General features: G+C 70.2%; 19 protein-coding genes. 9 read left to right on the top strand and 10 right to left on the bottom strand.

The genetic code is table 11. From position 1 onward, the window contains the following. Positions 1-197: 197 nt before the first annotated feature. Positions 198-2834, top strand: coding sequence for a DNA mismatch repair protein MutS (gene mutS, locus B9N97_RS18040; RefSeq protein ID WP_143266867.1), 2637 nt, complete (start codon positions 198-200; stop codon positions 2832-2834). A 176-nt stretch (positions 2835-3010) separates the two neighbouring features. Here mutS and B9N97_RS18035 read toward each other — a convergent pair whose 3' ends face one another. From B9N97_RS18035 to radA, 4 genes are all read right to left on the bottom strand, one after another. Then, positions 3011-3718, bottom strand: coding sequence for an SDR family NAD(P)-dependent oxidoreductase (locus tag B9N97_RS18035; RefSeq protein ID WP_085089136.1), 708 nt, complete (start codon positions 3716-3718; stop codon positions 3011-3013). Positions 3719-3798: 80 nt separating this feature from the next. Continuing rightward, on the bottom strand, positions 3799-5247 hold the full coding sequence (gene purF, locus B9N97_RS18030) for an amidophosphoribosyltransferase (protein WP_085089134.1): 1449 nt from the start codon (positions 5245-5247) through the stop codon (positions 3799-3801). A gap of 105 nt (positions 5248-5352) precedes the next feature. Then, entirely contained in the window at positions 5353-6042 is a 690-nt protein-coding gene (locus B9N97_RS18025; RefSeq protein WP_085089132.1) for a CvpA family protein, read from the bottom strand. Positions 6043-6083: 41 nt separating this feature from the next. Beyond that, a complete protein-coding gene (gene radA / locus B9N97_RS18020; protein ID WP_085089130.1) occupies positions 6084-7532 on the bottom strand; it encodes a DNA repair protein RadA in 1449 nt (482 codons plus the stop codon). 188 nt (positions 7533-7720) lie between these two features. Between radA and map the strand changes: the two genes are divergently transcribed. Genes map through B9N97_RS18000 form a run of 4 tightly spaced genes read left to right on the top strand, consistent with a single transcriptional unit; the run spans position 7721 to position 10197 of the window. Continuing rightward, positions 7721-8530 (top strand): type I methionyl aminopeptidase, encoded by an 810-nt coding sequence (gene map / locus B9N97_RS18015; protein WP_085089128.1) that lies wholly within the window; start codon positions 7721-7723, stop codon positions 8528-8530. Beyond that, positions 8527-9120 carry an NUDIX hydrolase gene (locus B9N97_RS18010; RefSeq protein ID WP_085089126.1) on the top strand — a complete coding sequence of 198 codons (594 nt, stop codon included), beginning with the start codon at positions 8527-8529 and terminating at the stop codon, positions 9118-9120. The genes map and B9N97_RS18010 overlap by 4 nt, the downstream gene beginning before the upstream one ends. 38 nt (positions 9121-9158) lie before the next feature. Further along, positions 9159-9752 (top strand): Uma2 family endonuclease, encoded by a 594-nt coding sequence (locus tag B9N97_RS18005; RefSeq protein WP_085089124.1) that lies wholly within the window; start codon positions 9159-9161, stop codon positions 9750-9752. Further along, complete coding sequence (locus B9N97_RS18000; protein ID WP_085089122.1) at positions 9745-10197, top strand: cupin domain-containing protein; 453 nt, start codon at positions 9745-9747, stop codon at positions 10195-10197. The genes B9N97_RS18005 and B9N97_RS18000 overlap by 8 nt, the downstream gene beginning before the upstream one ends. An 84-nt stretch (positions 10198-10281) precedes the next feature. Here the strand turns inward: B9N97_RS18000 and B9N97_RS17995 are convergent, their stop codons facing one another. Together B9N97_RS17995 and B9N97_RS17990 are read right to left on the bottom strand one after the other, a co-directional pair. Further along, the gene (locus B9N97_RS17995) at positions 10282-11895 is read right to left on the bottom strand and encodes a multicopper oxidase family protein (protein WP_085089120.1); all 1614 of its coding nucleotides are present in this window, start codon (positions 11893-11895) and stop codon (positions 10282-10284) included. A gap of 72 nt (positions 11896-11967) precedes the next feature. Next, positions 11968-12468: a hypothetical protein gene (locus tag B9N97_RS17990; protein WP_143266761.1), complete on the bottom strand. Its 501-nt coding sequence runs from the start codon at positions 12466-12468 to the stop codon at positions 11968-11970. A 24-nt stretch (positions 12469-12492) separates the two neighbouring features. Between B9N97_RS17990 and B9N97_RS17985 the strand changes: the two genes are divergently transcribed. Then, the gene (locus B9N97_RS17985) at positions 12493-12768 is read left to right on the top strand and encodes a hypothetical protein (protein ID WP_244560762.1); all 276 of its coding nucleotides are present in this window, start codon (positions 12493-12495) and stop codon (positions 12766-12768) included. Positions 12769-12771: 3 nt separating this feature from the next. Here B9N97_RS17985 and pbpC read toward each other — a convergent pair whose 3' ends face one another. Together pbpC and B9N97_RS17975 are read right to left on the bottom strand one after the other, a co-directional pair. Then, positions 12772-14841 carry a penicillin-binding protein 1C gene (gene pbpC / locus B9N97_RS17980; RefSeq protein WP_085089116.1) on the bottom strand — a complete coding sequence of 690 codons (2070 nt, stop codon included), beginning with the start codon at positions 14839-14841 and terminating at the stop codon, positions 12772-12774. A gap of 3 nt (positions 14842-14844) precedes the next feature. Further along, positions 14845-20061, bottom strand: coding sequence for an alpha-2-macroglobulin family protein (locus tag B9N97_RS17975; protein ID WP_085089114.1), 5217 nt, complete (start codon positions 20059-20061; stop codon positions 14845-14847). Between the two features lie 177 nt (positions 20062-20238). On the opposite strand from B9N97_RS17975, the gene B9N97_RS17970 reads away from it, so the two are divergent. Continuing rightward, on the top strand, positions 20239-20649 hold the full coding sequence (locus tag B9N97_RS17970) for a hypothetical protein (protein ID WP_085089112.1): 411 nt from the start codon (positions 20239-20241) through the stop codon (positions 20647-20649). Between the two features lie 51 nt (positions 20650-20700). Further along, positions 20701-22056 carry a PepSY-associated TM helix domain-containing protein gene (locus B9N97_RS17965; protein ID WP_085089110.1) on the top strand — a complete coding sequence of 452 codons (1356 nt, stop codon included), beginning with the start codon at positions 20701-20703 and terminating at the stop codon, positions 22054-22056. Between the two features lie 8 nt (positions 22057-22064). On the opposite strand, the gene B9N97_RS17960 is transcribed toward B9N97_RS17965, so the two are convergent. Both B9N97_RS17960 and B9N97_RS17955 read right to left on the bottom strand, forming a co-directional pair. Continuing rightward, a complete protein-coding gene (locus tag B9N97_RS17960; RefSeq protein WP_085089108.1) occupies positions 22065-22970 on the bottom strand; it encodes a LysR family transcriptional regulator in 906 nt (301 codons plus the stop codon). Beyond that, positions 22967-24205: a molybdopterin molybdotransferase MoeA gene (locus B9N97_RS17955; RefSeq protein WP_085089106.1), complete on the bottom strand. Its 1239-nt coding sequence runs from the start codon at positions 24203-24205 to the stop codon at positions 22967-22969. The genes B9N97_RS17960 and B9N97_RS17955 overlap by 4 nt, the downstream gene beginning before the upstream one ends. Before the next feature lie 442 nt (positions 24206-24647). Here B9N97_RS17955 and B9N97_RS17950 point away from each other — a divergent pair, with 442 nt between their 5' ends. Then, positions 24648-24965 carry a hypothetical protein gene (locus tag B9N97_RS17950; protein WP_085089104.1) on the top strand — a complete coding sequence of 106 codons (318 nt, stop codon included), beginning with the start codon at positions 24648-24650 and terminating at the stop codon, positions 24963-24965. Positions 24966-24992 lie beyond the last annotated feature (27 nt).

The raw sequence follows: 24992 nt of genomic DNA, 5'->3' as shown, positions 1-24992 counted from the left end.
GCAACGGGGACGCAGGCTCGAGTCGTTCGTGCGCGTCTTGTTGTCCCATGCGCCCTTGTCCGATGTTCGGCCAAGCGGCCTATCCCGCGGCTGCATATCCCGTGCTACGGTGCGCTCCTGAGACAACACCCACCCAAGGCCCCGTGGTTCCCGTGTCCGACATCGCAGAAATCGTCATTCCGCCCGACGCCACGCCGATGATGGCGCAGTATCTTGAGATCAAGCAGGCGCATCCCGATTGCCTGCTGTTCTACCGGATGGGCGACTTCTACGAGATGTTCTTTCAGGATGCGGTGAATGCCGCGGCGGCGCTGGACATCGCATTGACCAAGCGCGGCCAGCATCTGGGCGAAGACATCCCGATGTGCGGCGTGCCGGTGCACAGCCACGAGAATTACCTGCAGCGCCTGATCCGACAGGGCTTCCGCGTCGCCATCTGCGAACAGATGGAAGACCCGGCGGAGGCGAAGAAGCGCGGGGCGAAATCGGTGGTGAAGCGCGGCGTCATCCGCATCGTCACCCCCGGCACCCTGACCGAGGACAGCCTGCTCGACGCCCGCTCCTCCAACTGGCTGGCGGCGGTGGCGGAGACGGCGGGCGGGCTGGGGCTGGCCTGGTTGGAGATGTCGACCGGCGAGCTGGTGGTGCAGCCGGTGGAGCGATTGGGTCTCGGTGCCGCGCTCGGACGGCTCGACCCGCAGGAGGTGCTGATCTCCGAAAAGCTGAGCCAGACGCCGGAGCTGTTCGAGCTGTGGGGCGAATGGAAGTCGCGGCTGACCGTGCAGCCCAACCCGCGATTCGACAGCGAGAACGGCAAGCAGCGCCTGCTGACCCAGTATGGAGTCGGCACGCTGGACGCCTTCGGCAATTTCAGCCGGGCGGAGGTCGCGGCGGCGGGTGCCCTGGTCGGCTATGTCGAGCTGACGCAGAAGGGGCGCGTGCCCCGGCTGTCGCCGCCGCGCCGGCTGGGGCCGGGGGCGGTGATGGAGATCGACGCCTCCACCGCGCGCAATCTGGAACTGACACGGACGCTGAGCGGGGAACGGCGCGGCAGCCTGCTCGCCACCATCGACCGCACGGTGACGGGGGCCGGTGCCCGGCTGCTCTGCGCCCATCTGGCGGCGCCGCTGACCGACCCGGCCGCCATCGGCCGCCGGCTGGACATGGTGGAGTTCGCGCTGGCCGAAGAGCGGCTGCGCGGTGAGCTGCGCGGCGCCTTGCGGAGCTGCCCGGACCTGGAGCGCGCGCTGTCGCGTCTGACGCTGGGGCGCGGGGGGCCGCGCGATCTGGCGGCGGTCCGCGACGGGCTGCGGCAGGCCGGACTGATCCGCGAGCTGCTGGCAGGATCCATGCCGCTGCCGGACGGGCTGGCGGCGCTCGACAAGCGGCTGGGCGCGCATTCGGAACTGGTCGACCAGCTGACCCAGGCGCTGGCGCCGGAGCTGCCGCTGCTGGCGCGCGACGGCGGCTTTATCGCCCGCGACTACAGCTATGCGCTGGACGAGCTGGTGACGCTGCGCGACGAGAGCCGGCGGCTGATCGCGGGTCTGCAGACGAAATACGCCGAGATCGCCGGGGTACCGTCGCTGAAGGTCAAGCACAACAACGTGCTGGGCTATCACATCGAGGTCACCGCCGCCCATGCCGACAAGCTGATGTCGGATCGGGGCCGCGAGGTCTTCATGCACCGGCAGACGATGGCGAACGCCGTGCGCTTCGGCACGGTGGAGCTGTCGGACCTGGAGCGGCGGATCTCGGAAGCCGCCGACCGGGCGCTGGCGGTGGAGCTGGAACTGTTCGGCGGGCTGGTGGAGGTGGTGGCGGCCAAGGCCGACGCCATCGCCCAGGCGGCGCATGCGCTGGCGGCGCTGGACGTCGCCACCTCGCTGGCCGAACTGGCGGAGGAACGGCGCTACAGCCGGCCGCTGGTGGACGACAGCCTCGCCTTCTCGATCAGGGGCGGGCGGCATCCGGTGGTGGAGGCGGTGCTGGACGCCGCCCATGGCGGGCCGTTCGTGGCCAACGACTGCGACCTTGCGCCGGACAACCGGCTGTGGCTGCTGACCGGTCCGAACATGGCCGGTAAATCGACCTTCCTGCGGCAGAACGCGCTGATCGCGGTGCTGGCGCAGATGGGCGGCTTCGTGCCGGCGGAGCACGCGCATATCGGGGTGGTGGACCGGCTTTACAGCCGTGTCGGCGCCGCCGACGATCTGGCGCGCGGGCGCTCCACCTTCATGGTGGAAATGGTGGAGACCGCGGCGATCCTGAACCAGTCCGGTGCGCGGGCGCTGGTGATCTTGGACGAGATCGGGCGCGGCACGGCGACCTTCGACGGGCTGTCGATCGCCTGGGCCTGCGTCGAGCATCTGCACGACGTGAACCGCTGCCGGGCGCTGTTCGCCACGCATTACCACGAGTTGACGATGCTGGCGTCGAAGCTGCCGGCGCTGTCCTGCCACACCATGCGCATCAAGGAATGGCAGGGCGACGTGGTGTTCCTGCACGAGGTGACGGCGGGGGCGGCGGATCGCAGTTACGGCATCCACGTCGCCAAGCTGGCCGGGCTGCCGCCGGCGGTGGTCGGGCGGGCGGACGAGGTGCTGAAGCTGCTGGAATCGGGCGACCAGAACGCGACGATCCACCGGCTGGCGGAGGATCTGCCGCTGTTCAGCGCGGCGCTGAAGCGGCCGGCGCCGAAGGTGGAGGCGGCGGAGGTGCTGCCTGCGGGGCCGTCGGCGGTGGAAGAGGCGCTGGCGGGGATCGATCCTGACAGTTTGACGCCCCGGCAGGCGTTGGAGGAGCTGTATCGGCTAAGGGGGATGCTTCGCTGATCGCTCAATCACTCCCTCTCCCGCCCCGGGAGAGGGAAGGGGCCCATGGCATCGCCATGGGAAGGGTGAGGGGTGAGGCACGAAGCCATGCGCTTCGGGATTCTTGGATCACCCCTCACCCTCCCCGCCTTCGGCGGGTCCCCTCCCTCTCCCGGGGCGGGAGAGGGCGATTTATTTCACTGCGCCTGCACCAGTTCCCCATGCCGCTCGCACCCCGCCTCGGCCAGTTCGACGAAGCGCTCCGTCACGTCGTCGGGCTGGGCGATCTTGGTCGGGTCCTCGCCGGGGAAGGCCTGGGTGCGCAGCTTGCTCGCCACCACGCCGGGGTCGATCAGGTTGACGCGCAGGGTCGAGCCGGAGACCTCCATCGCGTAGGTCTTCACGATCATCTCCAACGCCGCCTTGCTGGCGCCGTAGGGCATCCAGTAATGATGCGGCGCCTTGGCGGCGGCCGACGTCACGAAGATGGCGCGGCCGGTGCCCGATGCGCGCAGCAGCGGGTCCATCGAGCGGATCAGCCGGTAGTTGGCCGTCACGTTCAGGTCCATCACCCGCGACCACAGCTTCGGATCATACTGGGCGACCGGGCCCAGCGCCTCCAGCGCGCCGGCATTGCCGACGACCACGTCCAGCTTGCCGAAGCGCTGGTAGAGCGCATGGCCGAGTTGGTCGATCTTGTCGTAGTCGCGCAGATCCATCGGCACCAGGGTCGCCGACTGACCGGAAATCTTCTGGATGGCGTCGTCGGTCTCCTCCAGCCCGCCGACGGTGCGGGCGACCAGGACCAGATGGGCGCCTTCGGCGGCGAAGCGCTTGGCGACGGCGGCGCCGATGCCGCGCGATGCACCGGTGACGAGGGCGATGCGGCCGGAGAGACGGGACATGGTGACGACTCGTTTCCTGGGATTATTTTATTCGTCTACATACGAAAATCCCTCCCCCATGACGGGAGAGGGATCGTTCGTCAGGCGCGGACGGCGACGTTCGCCTCGACCGGCGGGCTTTCCAGCGCGTCGGTCAGCGGGATCGGGTAGTCGCCGGTGAAGCAGGCGTCGCAATAGCCGAGATTGGCCGGGTCGCGCTTCTCCTCGCCCATCGCACGGTACAGGCCGTCGAGCGAGATGAAGGCGAGGCTGTCGGCCTGGATGAAGTCGCGCATCTGCTCCACCGTCATGCGGTGGGCCAGCAGCTTGCCCTGCTCCGGCGTGTCGATGCCGTAGAAGCAGGGGTGCGAGGTCGGCGGGCTGGAGATGCGCATGTGCACCTCGGCGGCACCGGCGGCGCGCACCATCTCGACGATCTTCTTCGAGGTGGTGCCGCGCACGATGCTGTCGTCGACCAGCACGACGCGCTTGCCCTCGATCATCGCGCGGTTGGCGTTGTGCTTCAGCTTGACGCCGAGGTGACGGATCTGGTCGGTCGGCTCGATGAAGGTGCGGCCGACATAGTGGTTGCGGATGATGCCGAGGTCGAAGGGCACACCGGCTTCCTGGGCGTAGCCGAGCGCCGCGGGCACGCCGCTGTCGGGAACCGGCACGATCACGTCGGCGGGCACGCCGGCCTCGCGGGCCAGTTCACGGCCGATGCGCTGGCGGGCCTGATAGACGGAGGTGCCCTCCATCACGCTGTCGGGACGGGCGAAATAGATGTATTCGAAGATGCAGAGGCGGCGCTGCTGCGGCTGGAAGGGACGCAGGCTGTGGACGCCGCTGCCGTCGATGACGATCATCTCGCCCGGCTCGACGTCGCGGACATATTCGGCGCCGACGATGTCGAAGGCGCAGGTCTCGCTCGCCAGCAGGTGGATGTCGCCCAGCTTGCCGAGCACCAGCGGACGGACGCCCAGCGCGTCACGCACGCCGATCACTTCCTTGGAGGTCAGGGCCACCAGGGAGAAGGCGCCCTCGACCTGCCGCACCGCCTCGATCAGGCGATCGACCGGCGAGCCGCCGCGGGCAGTCGCCATCAGGTGGACGATCACCTCGGTGTCGGTGGAGGACTGGAACAGGCAGCCGCGGCGGACCAGCTGGCGGCGCAGCGCCTGGGCGTTGGTCAGGTTGCCGTTGTGGGCCAGCGCGAAGCCGCCGAACTCGAAATCGGCGTAGAGCGGCTGGACGTTGCGGATCGAGGTGTCGCCGGTGGTGGCGTAGCGCACATGGCCGATGGCGCTGGCACCCTTCAGCTTGGCGATGATCGCCTCGGAGCTGAAATGGTCGCCGACAAGGCCCAGCGTGTGCTGGAGATGGAAGCGGCCGCCGTCGAAGCTGACGATGCCCGCCGCCTCCTGCCCGCGGTGCTGCAGGGCGTGCAGGCCCAGCGCCGTGATGGCGCCCGCCTGCGGGTTGCCGTAGATGCCGAACACGCCGCACTCTTCGCGCAGCTTGTCGTCGTCGAACGGATGCGTCGTCAGCATCACCAGAAGTCCTTCGTCCAAGAGGCGCCGGGGGCGCGCGTCAGCACATGCAACGGAAAGAAACGGTCCACAAACGTCGATAGCGCCGAAACCGAGCGGTCAAGCTCAGCGGGCGTTGTTCTGCATCAGCCTTTCAAGGTCGGCGCGGTCGCGGTCCTTATAACCGCTATCGGGCGCCTGCGCACCCCCGGTCTTCGCGGGGCTGGGCACCGGTGTCGACAGGCGGTCGAGCGCCTGCTTGGCCTCCATCGCCTGACGCGCACGGTCGCGCGCCATGTCCATCTGGCCGAGACCTTCCCGGCGCAGGTTCTCCGGCACGAAGGCATAGAGCGTCTCGGCGCCGGCGGCCAGGAAGGGACGGGTCTTCGCCTGCTGCAGCCACACCGGCTGTTCGGCCGGATTCGGCACCAGCCAGAGGAAGAACAGATAGGCGATGGACACCAGCACCCCGCCCTTCACCAGCCCGAAGGCGAAGCCCAGCGTGCGGTCCAGCGCCGACAGCGCGGATGCCTGCACCCCGCGCGACAGCGCGCGGCCCAGCAGCGACAGCACGATCAGCGCGACGACGAACACACCCGCCGCCGAGGCGGCGTAGGCCAGCATCTCGAAACGGATATAGATCTGCGCGTAGGGAAGGACATGGGGCAGCGCGTAGAGCGTGACGATCGCCGCGCCGGCCCAGGCGAGGACCGACACCAGTTCGGCCACCAGACCCCGGCTGAAGGCCAGCAGTGCGGCCAGGAGCACGACGGCGATGACGACGATGTCCACCGGATTGACGGGAAGATTGTCCATGACCCTGTGCCGATTATTGGATGCCGATTGAGTGGGTACGGTCAGATGAATTCGTCGTCACGCCAGCGGCGCGTGTCGTTGTCGTCGTGAGGGCGCCGTGACGGCGGCCGGCCGGAGGAGCCCTGCGGCTGGAACAGCGGCATCAGCTCGCCCAACTGCTGGAGTTCGACCGTCTTCAGGCCGTTGTCGCCGCGGCCGCCCTTCTTGCCGGTGCGCCGGGCCGGGAAGATGGCGGAGGAGAAGCCGAGCTTCGCCGCCTCCTTCAGCCGCGTGTCGCTCTGGCCGACGGCGCGGACCTCGCCCGACAGGCCGATCTCGCCGAACACCACGGCGTCGGCCGGCACCGGCTCCCCGGTCAGGGAGGAGACCAGGGCGGCGGCGACGGCGAGGTCGGCGGCCGGTTCGGTGATGCGCAGGCCGCCGGCGACGTTCAGATAGACGTCGTTGGCGCCGATCTGCACGCCGCAACGCGCCTCCAGCACCGCCAGCACCATGGCGAGGCGGGCCGAATCCCAGCCGACCACGGCGCGGCGCGGCGTGCCGAGCGGCGACGGGGCGACCAGCGCCTGGACCTCCACCAGGACGGGGCGGGTGCCCTCCATCCCGGCGAAGACGGCTGCGCCGGACACGTCGCCGCGCCGTTCGGCCAGGAACAGGGCGGAGGGGTTGGCGACCTCCCCGAGGCCGGCGTCGCCCATCTCGAACACGCCGATCTCGTCGGTCGGGCCGAAGCGGTTCTTGACCGCGCGCAGGATGCGGAACTGGTGGCCGCGCTCGCCTTCGAAATAGAGGACGGTGTCCACCATGTGCTCAAGCACGCGGGGACCGGCGATCATGCCTTCCTTGGTGACATGGCCGACCAGAAGCAGGACGACTCCGCGCCGCTTGGCGACGCGGATCAGCTCCTGCGCGCTGGCGCGGACCTGGGCGACGGTGCCGGGGGCGCTGTCCAGATTGTCCATATACATGGTCTGGATCGAGTCGATGACGATCACCTCCGGACCCTTGGCGTCGTCCAGCGAGGCGACGATGTCGCGCACGCTGGTGGCCGAGGCCAGATCGACGGGGGCGGACGCGCAGCCGAGGCGCTGGGCGCGCAGGCGGACCTGATCGACCGCCTCCTCGCCCGAGACATAGGCGCAGCGGTGGTCCTGCGACAGCCGGGCCATCGCCTGGAGCAGAAGGGTCGATTTGCCGATGCCGGGATCGCCGCCGATCAGGATGGCCGAGCCGGGGACCAGCCCGCCGCCGCAGACGCGGTCGAACTCGGCGATGCCGGTCATGCGGCGGGGCGGCGCCTCGCTGGAGCCGTGCAGGCCGACGAAGTCGATGCGGCGGCCACGGGCGCTGCCGAGGCCCTTGGGCGCGCTGTCGGGCGCCGCCTCCTCCACGAGGCTGTTCCATTCGCCGCAGGCGTCGCACTTGCCTGCCCATTTCGGGAAGGAGGCGCCGCAGGCCTGACAGACATATCGGGTGGTGGGCTTCGCCAAAGGTCTGGTAGTCCGATGGGGATAGGGCCCGCCACATATAGCAAGCCGTTCCGCCGAATCCTACGTTTGCAGGGGTGGAATGCAGGAGCTTTTTTCGGACCGGTGCCGTGATAGGTTGCTTGAGCCGTCTGCGGATGGGCGCAGCGGTTGAAGAGTGTCAGAGGAATTACGTGACGGATGAAGGTCTGATGGACAGGGAAGGCAAGCGGATCGTGCTGCACGGTCCGGAGGGGTTCGAGGCGGTGCGGAAGGCCTGCCGGCTGGCGGCCGAGACGCTGGACTACATCGCGCCCTTCGTGGTGCCGGGGGTCAGCACCGGGCGGCTCGACACGCTGATCGAGGAGTTCCAGCGCGACCGCGGCGGCATTCCGGCAACGCTGGGCTATCAGGGCTATCCGGCCAGCAGCTGCATCTCGCCCAACCACATCGTCAACCATGGCATCCCCAGCGACGACAAGAAGCTGGTGGAGGGCGACATAGTCAACATCGACGTCACGGTGATCCTCGACGGCTGGTACGGCGACAGCAGCCGCATGTATTTCGTCGGCGAGAAGATCGGCGTGAAGGCGCGCAAGCTGGTCGACCTGACCTATCGCTGCATGATGGCCGGCATCGCCCAGGCCAAGCCGGGCAACCATCTGGGCGACATCGGCCATGCCATCCAGACGATGGCGGAAGCGGCGCGCTGCTCCGTCGTGCGAGATTTCGGCGGGCACGGCATCGGACAGGTCTTCCACGGCGCGCCCCATGTCGACCATTTCGGCAAGCCCGGCACCGGCGTGGAACTGCGCCCCGGCATGATCTTCACGGTGGAGCCGATGATCAACGCCGGCCGGCCGGAGGTGAAGATTCTGTCCGACGGCTGGACCACGGTCACCCGCGACCGCTCGCTGTCGGCACAGTTCGAGCACCAGATCGGCATCACCGAGGACGGCTGCGAGATCTTCACCCTCTCCCCCGCCGGCTTCACCCAACCTCCCTACGGAAACGCCGCATGAGCGACGACGAGCAGAAGCCGTGGGAGGTGTTGGGCAGCCGCGAGCTGCTGGACGCCAGCCCGTACCTGAAGGTGCGGGCGGAGACGGTGCGGCTGCCGGACGGGCGGACGGTGGAGAATTTCTATCAGCTCGACCAGCCCGACTTCGCCTTGATGTATGTCGAGACCGAGGACGGCAAGGTCGTGATGCTGCGCACCTACAAGCACGGGGCGCGGCGGGTCAGCCTGACCTTCCCGGCCGGCGCCATCGACCCCGGCGAGGAGCCGCTGGAGGCCGCCAAGCGCGAGCTGCTGGAAGAAACCGGCTATGCCGCCGACGACTGGACGGCGCTGGGCGGCTTCGTCGTGGGGGCGAACTCCAAGGGCAGCACCTGCCACATGTTCCACGCCAAGGGCGCCCGCAAGGTGGCGGAGCCCGATCATGGTGACCTGGAGGACATGCGGATCGAGCTGCACAGCGCGCGCGAGCTGATCGACGCGGCGGCGCGCGGCGATTACGCGGTGCTGCCGGTGATCGCCATGCTGGGGGCGATGCTGATGCCGGAGCTGCGCGAGGGGCTGGGCATGGCGGCGCGGTCGCGGTCGGTGTAAAAAGACAGGGCGACCTTTCACCGACCAGGAGGGCGGGCATGGCCCTGCGCAAACAGCGCCTGATGACGCTTGACGAGTTTCTCGCCTGGGAGGAGCGGCAGGACGGCCGCCACGAATTCCTCCAGGGCGAGATCGTCGCCATGGTTGGCGGAACGGTCGCCCACAACCAGATCTCCGGCAACATCTACGCCGCCTTGCGCGCGGACCTGCGCGGCTCGCCATGCCGGGTTTTTCAGGAAACGATGCGGATCCTCGCCGACGAGTCGGTGTTCTATCCGGACGTCTTCGTCACCTGTGCCGCGCTGGACGACCGCGACCGGCTGGCGACCGCGCCGACGGTGATCGTCGAAGTGCTGTCGGACAGCACGTCGAGCTACGACCACACCACCAAGAGCGCCGCCTACCGCACCCTGCCCTCCCTGACGCAATATGTGCTGGTCCATCAGCGTGTGGCGGTGGTGGAGAGCTTCCGGCGCACGGGCGACGGCTGGACGCATGAGCTGATCTCCGGACGGGAGGGAGCTTTGTCGATCCCGGCGCTGGAGGTGACGTTGCCGCTGTCCGCGATCTATGAGGACACGCGGGTATCCTTCGATCTGACCATCCATATGGGCGACACCGACGATGCCTGAGCAAGCCTTGTCTGCGGAGCGGCTGATCGAGTTGCTGGGGCTGCAGCCGCATCCGGAAGGCGGTTGCTACGTCGAGACCTATCGGGCACCGGGGGATGGCGGGCGCGGGGCGGTGACGGCGATCTACTTCCTGCTGCGGGCGGGGGAACGGTCGCATTGGCACACGGTGGATGCCGTGGAGATCTGGCTCTGGCATGGCGGGGCGCCGCTGGAGCTGTCGGTCTATGAGGACGGCGGGACGGTCGAGCGCCGCCGGCTGGGGATGGACATTGCCGGCGGCGAACGGCCGCAGGCGGTGGTGCCGGTCGGGGCCTGGCAGGCGGCGCGGAGCCTGGCCGACGGGCCGGACGGCTGGTCGCTGGTAAGCTGCACCGTGGCGCCGGCCTTCGAGTTCGCCGGGTTCAGGATGGCGCCGGAGGGATGGGAGCCCGGGGAGAACCTGTAAGAGGTGGATGATCGCCCGCCCTCCCCCGGCGTTCGGACCGGGAGAGGGTTGGCGTGGGGGTTCAATGCTGCGCGTCAGCGCTTCTCAAACGAATCCCTCATAGACCACCTCCGTCATCATCCCGGTCGCCATGTGCAGCAGGTTGTGGCAGTGCAGCGGCCAGCGGCCGGGGTTGTCGGCGTCGAAGGCGACGGTCACGCTGGCCATCATCGGCACCAGAACGGTGTCGCGCACCGCACCCGCCACCGGCCGCCCGTCGATCGCCACCACCTGGAAATGATGCCCGTGCAGGTGCATGGGATGCGCCATCATCGACGCGTTCTCGAAGGTCAGCTCCACCCGCTGGCCCTGGCGGACAATCAGCGGCCGGTGATTGCCGAAGGTCCGGCTGTCGAGGCTCCAGACATAGGGCATCATCGAGCCGGTCAGCTGCATCCGCTGGCTCAGGTCAGCCGCGCGGGCCGCCAGCGGCGCCACGGCCACCAGTTGACGTTCCAGCGACAGATCGAGGGCGTCGGTCTCCGCCTGTCCGGTGTCCGCGATCTTCTCCACCTCCGCACCGGGGGTGGCGAGGATGATGCCGGTGCGCTGCACCGCCCCTTCGCGCAGGGCCAGGATCGGAAAGGCGCCGCCGCCGGCCGGCAGGGTCAGGCGGATGTCGAGCCGCTGCCCCATCGACAGGCCGAAGCGGCTGCCCGCCACCGGTTGCACAGGATTGCCGTCGGCGGCGATCACCTGCCCGGTCAGGCGCCCGAGGTCGAGGTGGAAGGCGGTGGAGGTGGCGCCGTTGATGACGCGCAGCCGCACCCGCCCGCCGCGCTCCACCCGCACCACCTGCGGATCGGCAAGGGTGCGGTCGTTGGCAAGATAGGCGTCGTAATCGATGTCGTTCAGGTCCATCGCCATGCCGCCGGACATGCCCATCATGTCATGGCCGTTGGGCTGGGGCATGGAACCGTGCCCCATGGCGCCGTGGTCCATCTGGCCCTGGGTCATCTGGCCCGGACTCATCTGGCCGTGATTCATGGCGCCGTGGTTCATGGCGCCGTGATCCATGGACCCCTGGCTCATGGCCCCCTGCCCCATGCCGGCGGCACCATGCCCGCCATGCGCCATTCCGGCCGACGGCCCGCCCAGCGATGCCAGAAGCTCGGCCGGGTCGCGGAAGGTGAAGTCGTGCAGCAGGATGACCACCTCCTGCTCGTCGGCGCGGAGGTCCTCGTCGCTGCGGACCACCAGCGGGGCGGCCATCAGCAGCTGTTCCTGCAGCCCGTGATGGGAGTGCATCCAGTGCGTGCCGGTGCGCGGGGCGAAGTCGTAGCGGACCGTCAGGCCGTCGCGGATCGTCGGCCGGTTCATGTCGGCGACGCCGTCCTGGACATAGGGCGGGGTCTGGCCATGCCAGTGGATGATGGTGTCCTCCCCGGCCCGGTTCGTCAGGTCGACCAGGAAACGCCGGCCGGGATCGAGGGTCAGCCCATGCGTGCCGTCGGGCTGGCGGATGCCGAACATGCCGGCGCCCTTGCCGTTCACCTCCAGGGTGCGGCGCTCGACGGTCAGGCGGACGGCATCGCCGGCGGTTGGGGCCGCGTCGGGACCGGCAGCCAGGACCGATCGGGGAAAGGCGGGCAGCAGGGCGGCACAGCCGCCGGCCACCGCCGTGGACAGCAGACGGCGGCGGGAAAGCGCGAGAGTCATGACGGACTCCGGATGATCGGAAGTGGATTGGGGATGACGGCGGCGCCGCGGAAAGCCGGCGGCGCATCGGCATCATCCCAGCCGGGGCGGAGGCAAATCGGGGCGCAGGCCCAGCCCCTCGCGCAGCAGTCCGGCGGCCCAGTCCAGCTTGGGACCCGCCGATCCGAGCGGCGACGCCAACTCCGCACCCGGCAGCCCGACCGCCACGGCGGCGCAGGCCATCCCGGCGCAGCAGGGCTGCACCGCATGGTGCGGACGTCCCGGCGCCTGCCGGCCATGGTCGATGCGGTTCGCGTCCATCGCGTGCGACGTACCGTGCGACATGCCATGAGTCGCGACGGCAGCCGCGGCCTCCGGCCGCTCGTGCGGGCACGCGGCGGTGGCCATATCCGACCACAGCAGCAGGCCGAGCATCACGAGGACCATCGCCCTCGCGACACCACCCAGCATCCGCATCCAGTCGGCGACGCGCACCGGCACCGTACCGCTCCCGCTTGTTGTCAGCCTTTCCAGATAGGCCCGAGGGCCGAGCCGGTCAACCACCCCCGACCGCCGGACAGGCCCGATACCCATTCAGTGCTAGGCGTTTTCCCGAGCATGGAACTGCAACACACCGCCCCTATATTGGCGCTCACCCGAAACCAGCCCGAACTCTTCCAGATGTCCGCCTCCGCCCGTCCGGCCAATTTCCCGCACACCGCGACCCGCCAGCTGCATTGCGCCTGCTGTGGCCGTCCCTTCGTCCGTCCGTCCATGCGGGGACCGGCGCCGCTCTATTGCTCGGTGGATTGCCAGAAGCAGATGCGGGTCCGCACCCGGGTGTGGAGCCAGCGCGACGACGCGCCCTTCGGCCTGCGCCGCGCCTCTTATTAGCGTTCAGCGAATCTCGACGGTCGCGCTGTCGCTGCGGCCGTCGGCGTCCAGCACGGTCACCCGCACCACCCCCGGCCCCGCCGGCCGCCACAGCACCTCGCGCGCGATGGGCGACTGGGCGATGCGCCGGCCGTCGATCAGCCAGGACAGCGGACGCCGCCCACCGCTGGCGGTCAGGGTCATCGGTTCCCCCCTGCCGTCCGGCCCCAGCGCCTCCAGCACCATGTCGCTGACCGGGAAGGTCAGGCGCAGGCGGTCGGTCTGGCGCGGTCCCGCCAACTCCACCTCGCCTGGCCGCAGGCGGCGCAGAAGGTCCGGCGGCGCGTCGTTGCGCACCGGCCCGGCGGGACGGCCACGCTCGGCCGGCAGCAGGTCGAACACCTCGAACAGCAGCGGGGCGGCGGTGTTGCGGCCGTAATGGTCGGGGCTGGGCGTGCCGTCGGGCCGGCCGACCCACACCCCCACCGTGTAGCGCCCGGTGACGCCGAAGGCCCAGGCGTCGCGGAAGCCATAGCTGGTGCCGGTCTTCAGCGCCACCGGGCCGCTGCCACGCAGTTCCTGCGCCTGCACCACGCCCGGCGGCGGCGGGGAGCCTTCCAGGATCGCCCGCACCTGCTGCGCCGCAGTGGCGGACAACAGCCGCTGCTCCGGCCCGTCCTGCTGCTCCGCCATGGTGCGCAAGGGAGCCACCATCCCGTCGCGCGCCAGCCCGCTGTAGAGGGTCGTCATGTCCCACAGGCTGATCGAGGCCCCGCCGAGCGCCACCGGAAGCCCCGGCAGCGCCGTGCCGCGGGGCAGCACCAGCCGGACGCCGGCCTTGCGCAGCGCCTCGGCGAAGCGCAGCGGGCCGACGCGGTCGAGCACCAGCACCGCCGGGACATTCAGCGAGCGCTGCAGCGCCTCCATCACCGTCAGGTCGCCGGTGAAGCTGCGGTCGAAATTGCGCGGCGCCCAGTCGCCGAAGCGGGTGGACACGTCGGCGATCTGGGTCAGCGGGTGGATGATGCCATCGTCGAAGCCCAGCCCATAGATGAAGGGCTTCAGCGCCGACCCCGGCGAGCGCACCGCCCGCACCATGTCGATGGGACCCTGCCGCGTCTCGTCCAGCGCGTCAGGACTGCCGAGATAGGCCAGGACCGAGCGGTGGCGGTTGTCCACCACCAGCACCGCCAGCCCGGCCTGCGGGTTCAGCGTCTCCGCCGCCCGGCGGGCCATCGCCTCGACGGCGTGCTGCAGCGTGTCGTCGATGGTGGTGGCGATCACCGGCCGGTGGGGATCGGCGTTGCGCAGCCGGTCGGCCAGATGCGGGGCGGAGGCTGGCAGCGACAGGCGGGCCGAGGGCACCGGCAGGGTCTTGGCCTCCGCCACCGCCTTGGGCGGCAGCGCACCGGCTTCGCCCACCCGGTCCAGCACCTTGTCGCGCGCCGCCTGCGCCCGCTCCGGATAGCGGTCGGGCCGCAGGCGGGAGGGCGATTGCGGCAGCGAGACCAGCAGCGCCGCCTCCGCCGCGTCCAGTTCCACCGGGGCCTTGCCCAGCAGCATCAGCGACGCGGCGCGGATCCCCTCGATGTTGCCGCCATAGGGGGCGAGGGTCAGGTACATGCCGAGGATGTCGCGCTTGCCGTAGCGCCATTCCAACTGCGCCGCCCGCGCCGCCTCGATCAGCTTGGCGCCGAAGGTGCGCGGGCGCGGCTCCAGCAGGCGGGCGACCTGCATGGTGATGGTGGAGGCGCCGGAAACCACCCGCCCCGCCCCCAGATTCTGCGCCGCCGCCCGCAGCACCGCCAGCGGATCGACACCGGCATGGCTTTCGAAGCGCCGGTCCTCATAGGCAAGCAGCAGTTCGATGAACAAGGGAGACACGTCGTCCACCGTCGCCGGCAACCGCCAAGCCCCGGCCTCGTTGGTGAAGACGCGCAGCGGCCGGCCCTTGCGGTCGGTGACCGTCACCGACAGGTCGGCCAGCCGGTCCAGCGGCGGCGGGAACAGCCGGTCGAGCGCCAGCGCCGTCCCCAGCAGGGCGGCGACGCCCGCCGCGGCGAGCGCCGTCCGCCGCACCCATTTCCGCGCCAATCGTCACTCCGCCGGATGGACGGTGATCCGCCCGGTGGTCTGGCGGGCGAAGAAGCGCGGCTTGTACATATCCTCCACCGTGGCGCCCGGCAGTTCATAGGTGCCGGGGGTGATGGCGCGGACGATGAAGGCCAGCTTGAAGGTCTGCTGGTCCTCCGTCAGGTCCACCGCGGCGACATAGCGGTCGTCGCGCGCCTCGGTCGTGCGGGTGTAGCTGAGATCGCCCAGCCACTGCATCTCCTCCGGCGTGCCGCCGCCCAGCTTGGCGTTCTCGATCTCCCAGCCGGCGGGCAGCGCGTGGGTGACCATGCCCTGGTGGAACAGCTTGGTGTTGGCCTCGCCCTCCAGCACGACGACGAAGACGTCGTTCTGCTTGATGGTGTCGAGGTTCAGCGGCTCGCCCTTGCGGGTGAAGAAGTAGCGCTTGATGCGCAGCCCCTCGCGCGCTGCCGGCTGCGGCGCCACCGGCACGCCGGACAGCGACACCGCCTGCCACACCGCCGCCTTGCCGGCGTTGGCGACCGGGATGCCGGCCTTCAGCTGGGCCAGAGTCGGGGTCAGGTCGACCCGCGCGCCTTCCTTGCGCGTGCCGGACAGCGTCACCTCCGCCTTGGCCGGCGCGCCGCGCAGCAGGGCGTCGGCGGCCAGCACCGACCACGCCTTCTCCTGCGTGTTGGTGCGGCCGGCGGCGGTGGCGGAGGCCGGAAGCCGGTCGATCAGCGCCGGGATGCGGGTGCCGGCCATGTCGACCTCGGTCATCAGCGCCACCAGCGCCGCGGCGTCGCGGACGGTGGAGCCGTAATCGACATGCCAGTCCTCGCGCGCCAGATGGCCGACCGCGCTGTCGAAGGCGCTGGCCGCCCGCTCCTTGTCGCCCATGCGGGCGAGCGCCGCGCCGAGCTGGCCCTTGGCGAGCGGCGTCGGCAGCTTTTCCAGCGCGGTGTCGTGCAGGTAGCGCGCCGGCCCCGGCAGCGACACGCCGGCCAGCGCCAACGTGTGCAGGGCATAGGCGCGCACCGCCAGCTCCTCCGGCTCGCTCGCGCTGGCGATGGCGCGCTGGCGCAGCCAGGACAGCGCGTCGGTCAGCGGCTTGTCGGGAACCGCCTCCCCCTTCTGCTTGGCGCGGACCAGGAACTCGGTGGCATAGGCGGTCAGCCAGCCGTCGGCCTCGTCATGGGCGCCCCACAGGCCGAAGGCGCCGTCGAAGCGCTGCTTGTCGAGCGTGCGGGAAATCGCCTGCTGGACGCGCGCCTCAAGGCCATCGTCCGGCTTGCGGTCCTTGCCCAGCGCCAGTTCGACGTCGCGCACCACCAGCAGCGGCAGGGCGCGGCTGACCGTCTGTTCCAGACAGCCGAACGGATAGCGGTCGAGCGCCCGCAGGATGCCGCCGACATCGAAGGGTGGCGCGGTGGTGAAGCTGGCCGACCAGTTGGCAGTCCCCGGCAGATATGTGGCCAGTTCCGCACCGTCGAAGCGGACGCTCTCGCCGGGGGCGATCTGGCGGGTGAGGAACTGGGTCTCCACCGCACGGGCCGGGCGGACGGTGATGCCGTAGTCGTGGCTCAGCGCCAGGTTTTCCGGTCCCTTCACCGCGACGGCGACATGGCCGATGCCGGCGGAAACGCCCTTCAGCGGGACCACCAGCGTCTTGCGCTCCCCCTTCGCCAGCGGGACGGAGAGGGTGCCGCCCTCCACCGACACGGCGTCCTGCGCGGTCACCGCCACCTCGTAGGTGCCGGCCGCCGCCTCCACATTGTGGAGCGACAGGGTCACGCGGCTGTCGTCGCCGGGGGCGAGGAAGCGCGGCAGGATGGCGTCGGCCACCAGCGGATCGCGCACCGTCACCGGCCCGGCGGCGGAGCCGACCCGACCGCGGCTGTAGGCCACCGCCATCAGCCGAAGCTCGCCGTTGAAGTCCGGCACGTCGAAGCCGATGCGGGCGGTGCCGTCGGCGTCGACCTTCACCGGCCCGTGGAACAGCGAAACCACGGTGAAGGGCACCACCGGCAGACCGGCGCCGCTGGAATCGCCGCCCTGGCGCATGGCGCCATAGGGGCCGTCGAGCGGGTCGATCAGCCGGCCGTAATCGTCGCGGATGTCGAGGCCGAGCCGGCGCTTGCCGAAATAATGCTTCTCCGGCTGCGGGCTGGCGAAGTCGGTCAGCCGCAGGATGCCCTCGTCCACCGCGGCCAGCGTGACATAGGTGTCCGCCATCGCCCCGCCATCGGCGGCGGCGACCTTCACCCCGACCTCCAGCCGGCTGCGCGGACGCATCACCTGCGGCGCGTCGAGCGCGACGGTCATGGTGCGCACCGACGGATCGACGCCGACCCAGGCGACGCCCATGGCGCGCACCGGCTGGCGTTCCCGACCCTTGACCGGCGGACGGTAGGCGGTGGCGGTGACATAGGCGCCGGGACCCCAGGCGGCATCGACCGGGATTTCCACCGTCGCGCCCTCGGCCGGGACCGACAGGGTGCGCACGTCGAAGATGCGGTCGGTCGCCACCGTCACCAGCAGTTCGCCGGCGAAGGGTGGCGCAATGCGGATGCGGGCGGTCTCGCCCGGCTTGTAGGACTGCCTGTCGGTGGAAACCTCCAGCTTGTCCGGAATGTCGGCGCTGTCGTCGCCGCTCGCCCAGCCGGAATAGAAGCGGTAGGAGCTGGCGACGCCCGCCGCCTTGTCCGTCACCTCCAGCCGGTAGCGGCCGAAATCGCGCTTGCCCAACGCCACCAGCGCCGGCTTGTCGGCGCCGACATCGACGGTGCCCGAGGCCAGCGGCACGTCGCGCACCGAGGCGTTGTAGCTGTAGCGGCCGTCGCGGCGGTACCAGACGAAGGAGACACGCTCCTCCACCAGTTCCCATTTGACGCCGGGCTTGGCGATGGCGCTGCCGTCCGGCGCCACGGCGACGAGGTCGAAGGCGGCCTCGCCTCCCTCGCCGATGCGGCCGTCGGAAAAGCGCGGGCGCAGGCCGAGCGCATAGGTCTTGGGCCGCACCGGGACCGAGACCGACTTCTTCACCGGGCGCCCGCCCGGCTCCGACAGGGTGACGCGGATGTCGGCGCGCAGCGGCTTGCTGGTGTCGGGCACCTCCGGCAGGGTTACGGCGATGTGGGAGACGCCCTGCTCGTCGGTGGTCGGGAACTCCAGCGGGTCGAGCCGCTCGGTCGGGTTGTCCTGCACCCGGCCGAAACGGTAGTCCTTGAAGGACGGATAGGGCATCGGGTCGGGCTTCAGCGCCACCTCGGCGGTGCCGTCCAGCCCGGCGGCCGGCGGGCCGTAGAGGAAGCGGCCCTGCGCCGTCACCTCGAAGGGTTGGCCCGGCACCAGGATCGGCGCGCCGGCGGTCAGGTCGAGCGCCAGCTTGACCGGAACGAAATCCTCGACCTGGAACCCGCCGCGGCCGATCGGCTCGCCCTTCGGGTCGCCATAGACCAGCACCTCCCAGCCGCCGAGCGGCGCCGTGCGGGTCAGGCTCAGCGGCAGGAAATAGCCGCCGGCCCCCTGCCCCTTCAGAGCGCCGCTGTAATATTCGGTGCCGCTGGGACGCAGGACCTTGACCGTCAGCGGGAAATTCTCGACCGCCTCCGTCTTGTCGTCGCGCAGCAGGATCGACAGGTTGACCGTCTCGCCCTGGCGGTAGACGCCGCGGTCGGCATAGACGAAGGCGTCCATCGGCCCCGGCGTCGGACGCCCGCCGACCCCGCGGTCGCTGAGGTCGAAGGCGGCGCCGGTCAAGTCCTGCATGGCGAAATCGGTGCCGAGATAGGCCATCACCATCTCGGGCGCGTTGCCGCCGGTCTTCAGCAGGCCGGGTGCGAAGCGGGCGCGGCCGAACTCGTCGGTCTTCACCCGCGCCAGTTCGGTGTTGTTGCGGGCGACCAGCGCCACTTCCACCCCTGGCAGCGGCTTGGCGGTGCCGAAGGAGCGGGCGAAGACGGTCAGCCCGTCGGCGCCGCGGAAGCTGGTCAGGCCGATGTCGGACAGCAGGACCCATTGGGTCGCCAGCGCGTCCCAGCGGTCGCCCTCCTCCACGTCATGCGGGCGGGCGGTGACGACATAGAGGCCGGGCTTGGGATCGTCGCCGACCGCCTGCCGGAAGGGGATCGCCGCGGTGGTGTCGCGGTTGCGCTCCCCCTTCACCTCCAGCGAGCCGGACCAGACCAGCTCGCCATTCTCCTCCGCCAGACGGTCGGCGGAATAGCCGGTCAGCTCGTTGAAGATGTTGCCTTCGGACTTGTTGGAGACCAGCGCCCGGTCGGCGATGCGGTAGACCGAAATGTCGAGCCGGTCTGTGTTGACGCTGACCACCGGGATGCCGTCGGCGCCCTTGCGCGGCAGGATGTAGGCGGAGCCGCGGAAGGCGGCCATGGAGGGCCGGTCGGGGACGCGCACACGCTGGGTCTCGTCCGCCTTCAGCACCACCCCGTCCTCGCCGGGCAGGCCCTGGCGCAGGGTGACGGTGTAGCCGTTGCCGTGGCTGACGCCGCGCAGGCACAGGCTGTTCTCCCGCGCCTCGATGGCGGTCTTGGTCGGCGGCTCCACCCGGACGTAATCGTCGAAGCGCACGCCCTGCTTGCCGCTGAGGCGGTCATTGAACTGGAAGCAGACGCGCGGGCTGCTGCCCTCCGCATTCACGGTCACGCCGGTCATCGCCAGCCCGGCCTTGCGGCGCATGGCGACGAAGCGCTCCTCCAGCTTCGGCGCGCGGGCGTCGAGCGTCGCCGTGTCGAGCTTCGGCGCCAGCTGGCGGATGGCGTTCAGCGCCTTCACCGCCTCGTCCGGCTTGCCGAAGGCCTCGTCCATCAGGGTGGCGATGCGCCAGAGGATGGCGACGCGTTCCTCGTCCTTCGGGTTGAACTGGCCGGCCATCACGGCGCTCTGCAGCGCGCGGTCCTTGTTCGGCGGCGTGGCCGCCGTCCAGGCGGCGCTCAGCTCCAGCCAGACCGACGGCGAGGCGCCGCCCTGGGTGATGACCTTCTCATAGGCCTGGACGGCGCCGGCCATGTCCTTGCGGTCGCGGGCAGCATGGGCCTGCTTCAGCAGGTCGGCGATCACCTGCGGCTTGGGCTGCGGCGGCGATTTCAGCAGCAGGCCGTTGGCATAGGCGGTGGCGTCCGACAGCGCCCCCGGCGGCGTGTAGTCGGCCCGGACCGGACCGGCCGCAAAAACCATCACCACCAGAACCCAGAGCAGCGTCAGCAGCCGTGCCATCATGTCGCCTTGCAAGCGGTAACGGGAATGCCTCCGGTTATAGCGCCGATAACCGGGGCGTGGCGATATGGCGAACCGCCGATGCACCGTTCGGCTGTAGAGAGATCCCGCCGCACTTGTTCGCCTCCCGCGGATCGGGTAACGATCCGTTTCTAAAGCTTGCGAGGCGGTCGCAATCGGATGCTGGCTTATTGCCGCACAGTGCAGGAACGGTGGGGTCTGGCGCTTGCGCTCGCGCTGGCGTTCAGCCTGTTCCTGCGCGTCGCCGCCCCCACCGCCGGCGCCGCCGACCGCGACGGCTATGTCGCGATCTGCACCGGCAGCGAGATCGTCTATCTGCCGGTCGATCAGGACGGCGTGCCGCTGCCTGACGGCGGCGAGAGCGACAAGCAGCAGCTTTCCCCTCTGCATCTGCCCTGCAGTTGGCTCGGCCAGTATATCGCGCTGCTGCCGGCCTTGCAGATGCCGCTCATTCCGGCGGGCATCCTGCAGCTGCCGGAGTCCGCGAAGCCCGACGAGGTCCACCGGCCGAAGGAGCGGAAGCCCTTCCAGTCCCAGGCCCCGCCATCCGGTCGTCACCCGACGCACTGAGCCGCCCGCTTGGCCGGGCGATCCGCATCGCGACGACCGAATGGATTCATCATGACTGGAACTCTGCAAAGCGGAGCCATCGGCTCTGCCCTTTACCGTGCGCTGTGGCGCTGGCATTTCTTCGCCGGGCTGATCTGCGCGCCCATCGTCATCCTGCTCGCCGTGACCGGCGGCATCTATCTGTTCAAAGACGAGATCAACGACGGCCTGCACCGCGATTTGCGCATCGTCGCACCGCAGAGCAGCGAACGGCTGGCGCCTTCCGCCCTGGTGGCGAAGGCGCTGGAGGCACATCCCGGCACGCTGACCGGCTACAGCCCGCCCGAGGCGGCCGACCGCGCCGCCGGGGTGCAGATCGCCGGCGCCGACGGCCTCAAGGACATCGTCTATGTCGATCCCTACAGCGGCCGGGTGCTGGGCAGCCTGTGGGACGGCGGTGCCGCCGGATCGCCGTCGATGTATGTGGTGCGGAAGCTGCACAGCCTGAAATATGCGGGCTGGTTCGCCGAGCGCATCGTCGAGGCGGTCGCCGGCTGGATGGTGCTGATGGTCGCCTCCGGCATCTATCTGTGGTGGCCACGCGGCCAGAATGGGGGAGTCGTCACCGTGCGCGGCACGCCGGGCAAGCGCCTGTTCTGGCGCGACCTGCACGCGGTGACCGGCGTCTTCGTCAGCGTGTTCATCGTCTTCCTGGCGATGACCGGCCTGCCCTGGTCCGGCTATTGGGGCAAGCAGTTCTACGGCTTCGCCTATGCGGTCGGCATGGGCATGCCCGACGGCTATTGGGACAAATATCCGGTCTCCACCGTGCCGCTGAAGGACAGCATCGACCGCGCCCCCTGGATCATCGAGAACCAGCCGACGCCGCTGTCCACCACCGCGAGCGGGGCACCGGCCAAGCTGGACGACGTGGTGCGGACGGTTGAGGGGCTGGGGATCGCGCCGGGCTATGCCCTCGTCATTCCAGGCAGGCCGGACGGCGTCTTCACCGCGTCGGTCTACCCCGACGACATCACCAAGGAGCGGGTCGTCCATCTCGACCAGTACAGCGGCAAGGTGCTGTTCGATATGCAGCTGAAGGATCTGGGCCTGTTCGGCCGGCTGGCGGAATGGGGGGTCAGCATCCACATGGGTCAGGCCTTCGGACTGGCCAACCAACTGGTGCTGCTCGCCTCGCTGGTGGCGATGGTCGGGCTGGTGGTGTCGGGACTGGCGATGTGGTGGAAACGCCGCCCCGCCGGCAGCCTGGGCGCGCCGCGCCTTGCCACAGGGGCCGGCGTGCCGAAGGGGCTGTTCGTCATTGCGGCGGCTGCCGGCCTGCTCTTCCCGATGGTCGGGATTTCGATGCTGGTCTTCGCCGTCATCGAGGCCGCGACCTACGGCGTCCGCACACTGCGCACGGCCTGACCGGCCATTCAGGGGGAAGCCGGGACCGGCCCGGCTTCCAGCGCGCTGCGCACGAAGGCGCGCTCCGCCAGACTGCGGTGGCGGTCGCGGTGGCGGACCAGATGGAAGGGGCGGGACGGCAAATCCAGCCCCTCCAGCGCGACGATGCGGCCGGCGGCCAGATCGTCGGCCAGGATCAGGTCCGACAGGACGCTCGCCCCCACCCCGGCCAGCAGGGCCGCGCGGATGATGCCGCCGCCGGGCAGGGTCATGGCGACATCCAGCCCGTCCGGATCCAGCCCGACCCCGCGCACCGCCGCCTCGAACAGCGCGCGGGTGCCGGAGCCGGGTTCGCGCAGGATCCAGCGCCCGGCCGCCATCTCGTCCCGCCCGACCCGGCCGAGCCCGGCCCAGGGATGGGAACCGCCCACCACCAGCCGCAGCCGGTCGCCCTCGACCGGTTCGCTGATCAGGGCCGAATCGCTCACCGCCCCTTCGGCGATGCCAAGCTCGGCCCGGCCGTCGCGCACCGCCTCGGCCACCTGTTCGGTGTTGCCGATGGACAGGTCGACGCGGATGCCGGGATAGGCGGCGGCGAAGCGCAGCAGCCGCGGCGGCAGCCAGTGATTGCCGACGGTCTGGCTCGCCGCCAGCCGCAGGGCGCCGCGCGACAGGCCCGACAGTTCGGCCAGCATCGTTCCGGCCTCTTCCACCTTCGCCAGGATGGCGCGGGCCTGACCGTGGAGAAGCTGGCCGGCGGCGGTCAGTTCCACCCGCCGGCCGATGCGGTCGAACAGGCGCAGGCCATGTTCCGCCTCCAGCGCGGCGATGGCGGCGCTGACCGCCGGCTGCGACAGGTGCAGCACCTCGGCGGCGCGGGTGAAATGCAGCATCTCCGCCACCGTGGCGAAGATGCGCAGCTGTTCCAGCGTCACGCGAACAGACCGGTGAAGGGCAGGAAATCGACCAGATCGCCGGGATGCACCGCGGTGGCCTCCGCCGGCATGTCGACCAGCCCGTCGGCCTCCACCATCGAGGTCAGCACGCCGGAGCTGTTGCTGGGGAACTTCACGGCGACCGGACGCCCGTCCGCGCCGCGCTCCAGCCGGGCGCGCAGGAACTCGCGCCGGCCGGGCTTCTTGGTGAAGGTGAAGTCGGCGACCACGAGGCTGCGCGGCGTGGCGATGCCGGTCGCCCCGGACAGGCGCAGCACCAGCGGCCGGCCGACCAGCAGGAAGGTCACCATCGCCGACACCGGGTTGCCGGGAAGCCCCAGGAAGGGCGTGTCGCCGACGCGGCCGAGCGCCAGCGGCTTGCCCGGCTTGATCGCCAGCGTCCAAAGGTCGATGGAACCCAGCGCGTTCACCGCCGCCTTGACATGGTCCTCTTCGCCGACCGAAACGCCGCCGCTGGTGACGATCAGGTCGCCGGCGCCGGCCGCCTCGGCCAGGGCGGCGCGGGTGGCGTCGGGCCGGTCGGGCAGGATGCCGAGGTCGCGCACCTCCACCCCCAGCGCGTCGAGCTGGGCAGCCAGCGTGTAGCGGTTGGCGTCATAGATGGCATGGTCGGGCTTGGGCTGCCCCGGCTCCCGCAATTCATTGCCGGTGGAGAACAGCACCACGGTCAGCCGCTTGCGCACGGTCAGGCTGGAGCGGCCGACCGCGGCGGCGAGCCCGACCTCCTGCGCGCGCAGGCGCTGGCCCGGATGCAGCACCACCGCGCCGGCGGTCATGTCCTCCCCCGCCAGACGGACGTTGGAGCCGCGCTTCAGCGACACCGGGACCAGCACGGCGTCGCCGTCGGTCCGGCAATCCTCCTGCATCGCCACGGTGTCGACCCCGGCCGGGACCGGCGCGCCGGTGAAGATGCGCACCGCCTGTCCGGCGGCGACGGTGCCGTCGAACCTGGAGCCGGCCGGCACGCGCCCGACGATCTCCAACCGGCGGAAGCCCTCACCCGCCTGGGCGGCGAAGGCCCAGCCGTCCATGGCGGAGACGTCGGCCGGCGGCACATTGACCGGAGCCACCACCTCCTCCGCCAGCACGCGGCCGAGCGCCTGGCGCAGCGGCACCTCCTCCGTCCCAGTCACCGCGCCATAGCCCTGTGCGACGCGCGCGACCGCCTCGTCCAGCGACAGGGGAATGGGGCCGTGTGCGGAGCAATCGTCCATGGTCTCGGTGTCCTTAAAAGGGTGTGGCGGCGCCTTTCCTACCGCCAACTGCAGCCCGCGACTTTGATCGGCGTCAAGGCTCTGTTTGGGCATGGCCGCAATTCGGCCGATAATCGCCCTCTCCCGCCCCGGGAGAGGGAGGGGACCCGCGCCGAAGGCGTGGGGAGGGTGAGGGGTGATCCAAGGGACCTTGCGGTTCTGGATTCTTGCCTATCCCCTCACCCTTCCCATGCTCTGCATGGGCCCCTTCCCTCTCCCGGGGCGGGAGAGGGAGACTGTCGAACTGGCGGTGATGCAGGAGGTTTCCGGCATGGGGAAAGCCCCCCTCCTTTTCGATGCACCTGTGCCGCGCTTTCGCGTAGGATGCCCGCACTTTGCCACAGGCCCCATGGGGGCCGGCAATCCCCTGTCCGATCCCGTATCCGCAAGAGCAGCCCGTCCCATGGCCAAGTCCCGCCGTTCCTCGTCCCGCAGCGCCCCGTCCGACGTTCAGGGGGCATGGCTGCGCCGCGGTCTGGGCCAGCCGGGCGGCAAGCTGCCGCTGTTCGACGAGCGCGGCCAGCGGGTGAAGAAGGCGACGGTGGAGGCCTGCCTGAAGGCCGGCTGGGCGGAGCGCTGGTTCGACAATCCGTTGAAGCCCGACTGGCTGGTCTGCCGCCTGACCGAGACCGGCCGCACCGCGCTCGGCGGGCATGGCCACGGCGATGCCGCCCCGGTCGGCGAGGCGCAGGACGACGCGCGGCAGGGCGCGCTGATTTAAGAGAGAAAGGCGGCGATCGGCCCGGCG

Origin of the sequence: Azospirillum oryzae (genome assembly GCF_900177515.1) — a bacterium.
Classification (GTDB): Bacteria; Pseudomonadota; Alphaproteobacteria; order Azospirillales; family Azospirillaceae; genus Azospirillum; species Azospirillum oryzae_A.
Note: the sequence above shows the minus strand (reverse complement) of the source record. Positions and strands in the feature narration are given on the sequence as shown.

Bases quoted from the DNA above. Each gene is read 5' to 3' on its own strand.
- B9N97_RS18010 (WP_085089126.1), top strand. From the start codon at position 8,527: ATGAGCGACGACGAGCAGAAGCCGTGGGAGGTGTTGGGCAGCCGCGAG.
- purF (WP_085089134.1), bottom strand. From the start codon at position 5,247: ATGCTGACGACGCATCCGTTCGACGACGACAAGCTGCGCGAAGAGTGC.
- B9N97_RS17955 (WP_085089106.1), bottom strand. From the start codon at position 24,205: ATGGACGATTGCTCCGCACACGGCCCCATTCCCCTGTCGCTGGACGAG.
- B9N97_RS17975 (WP_085089114.1), bottom strand. From the start codon at position 20,061: ATGATGGCACGGCTGCTGACGCTGCTCTGGGTTCTGGTGGTGATGGTT.
- B9N97_RS18000 (WP_085089122.1), top strand. From the start codon at position 9,745: ATGCCTGAGCAAGCCTTGTCTGCGGAGCGGCTGATCGAGTTGCTGGGG.
- map (WP_085089128.1), top strand. From the start codon at position 7,721: ATGGACAGGGAAGGCAAGCGGATCGTGCTGCACGGTCCGGAGGGGTTC.
- mutS (WP_143266867.1), top strand. From the start codon at position 198: ATGATGGCGCAGTATCTTGAGATCAAGCAGGCGCATCCCGATTGCCTG.
- B9N97_RS17965 (WP_085089110.1), top strand. From the start codon at position 20,701: ATGACTGGAACTCTGCAAAGCGGAGCCATCGGCTCTGCCCTTTACCGT.
- B9N97_RS17995 (WP_085089120.1), bottom strand. From the start codon at position 11,895: ATGACTCTCGCGCTTTCCCGCCGCCGTCTGCTGTCCACGGCGGTGGCC.
- B9N97_RS17990 (WP_143266761.1), bottom strand. From the start codon at position 12,468: ATGGGTATCGGGCCTGTCCGGCGGTCGGGGGTGGTTGACCGGCTCGGC.
- B9N97_RS18035 (WP_085089136.1), bottom strand. From the start codon at position 3,718: ATGTCCCGTCTCTCCGGCCGCATCGCCCTCGTCACCGGTGCATCGCGC.
- B9N97_RS17970 (WP_085089112.1), top strand. From the start codon at position 20,239: ATGCTGGCTTATTGCCGCACAGTGCAGGAACGGTGGGGTCTGGCGCTT.
- B9N97_RS17985 (WP_244560762.1), top strand. From the start codon at position 12,493: ATGGAACTGCAACACACCGCCCCTATATTGGCGCTCACCCGAAACCAG.
- B9N97_RS17950 (WP_085089104.1), top strand. From the start codon at position 24,648: ATGGCCAAGTCCCGCCGTTCCTCGTCCCGCAGCGCCCCGTCCGACGTT.
- B9N97_RS18005 (WP_085089124.1), top strand. From the start codon at position 9,159: ATGGCCCTGCGCAAACAGCGCCTGATGACGCTTGACGAGTTTCTCGCC.
- B9N97_RS18025 (WP_085089132.1), bottom strand. From the start codon at position 6,042: ATGGACAATCTTCCCGTCAATCCGGTGGACATCGTCGTCATCGCCGTC.